Source organism: Bartonella sp. AA83SXKL (assembly GCF_042196965.1).
Taxonomy (GTDB): domain Bacteria; phylum Pseudomonadota; class Alphaproteobacteria; order Rhizobiales; family Rhizobiaceae; genus Bartonella.
Window position 1 is genome coordinate 1 of sequence record NZ_JBHIRG010000205.1, and the last position, 685, is coordinate 685.

Genomic DNA, 685 nt, shown 5'->3' on the forward strand with positions numbered 1-685 from the left:
CGATGACTATTATCAATGCCAAAACGTTTGCACAAAACATCAAGAGAATTAGGCGCCATAGGAAATTTGCGCCGTGCCATAGCCAATGTATCAAGAATATTGTCAACACTGATAAGTGGTTTATTTGCTCGTGCTAATTCTGCATTAAGAAAACCAATATCAAAACTTGCATTATGGGCAATCATTGTTGCACCATTGATAAACTCTAAAAATTCATCGGCAATATCACTAAAGCTTTTTTCATTCTTTAAACGTTCATTGGTCAATCCATGAACTGCTACAACTTCATCAGGAATAATAACGCCTTGTGGGTTCAAATAAACGTGGAATCGGCGTCCTGTAAGATAACGATCAACCATTTCTACACAGCCGATTTCTATTATACGGTCTTTTTCTTTATCTAAACCTGTTGTTTCTGTATCAAAAATAATTTCACGCATTATTTTAATTCTTTAGCAAACTTTTTATCACAAAAAGAACTTGTTCACGGGTGTTTTCTAAATCTTTTCCTGTATCAATAATAAAGTCAGCACGTGCTCGTTTTTTTTCATCAGACATTTGCCTCCCATTGATAAAAGCAAATTTTTTTTCACTCATATTTTGGCGAATCATCGCACGCTCTTTTTGTATTGCCAATGGAGCAGAAACAACAACCACACTATCTACACGTTTTTCACCTTTCGTT

General features: G+C 35.2%; 2 protein-coding genes. Both read right to left on the reverse strand.

The genetic code is table 11. From position 1 onward, the window contains the following. Window positions 1-440 (reverse strand): DNA polymerase III subunit epsilon (dnaQ, locus tag ACFINO_RS10630; RefSeq protein ID WP_375655817.1); only part of this gene is annotated, 440 nt, incomplete at its 3' end. 4 nt (window positions 441-444) lie between these two features. After that, a partial coding sequence (locus ACFINO_RS10635) for a dephospho-CoA kinase (protein ID WP_375655819.1) occupies window positions 445-685 on the reverse strand: 241 nt, incomplete at its 5' end.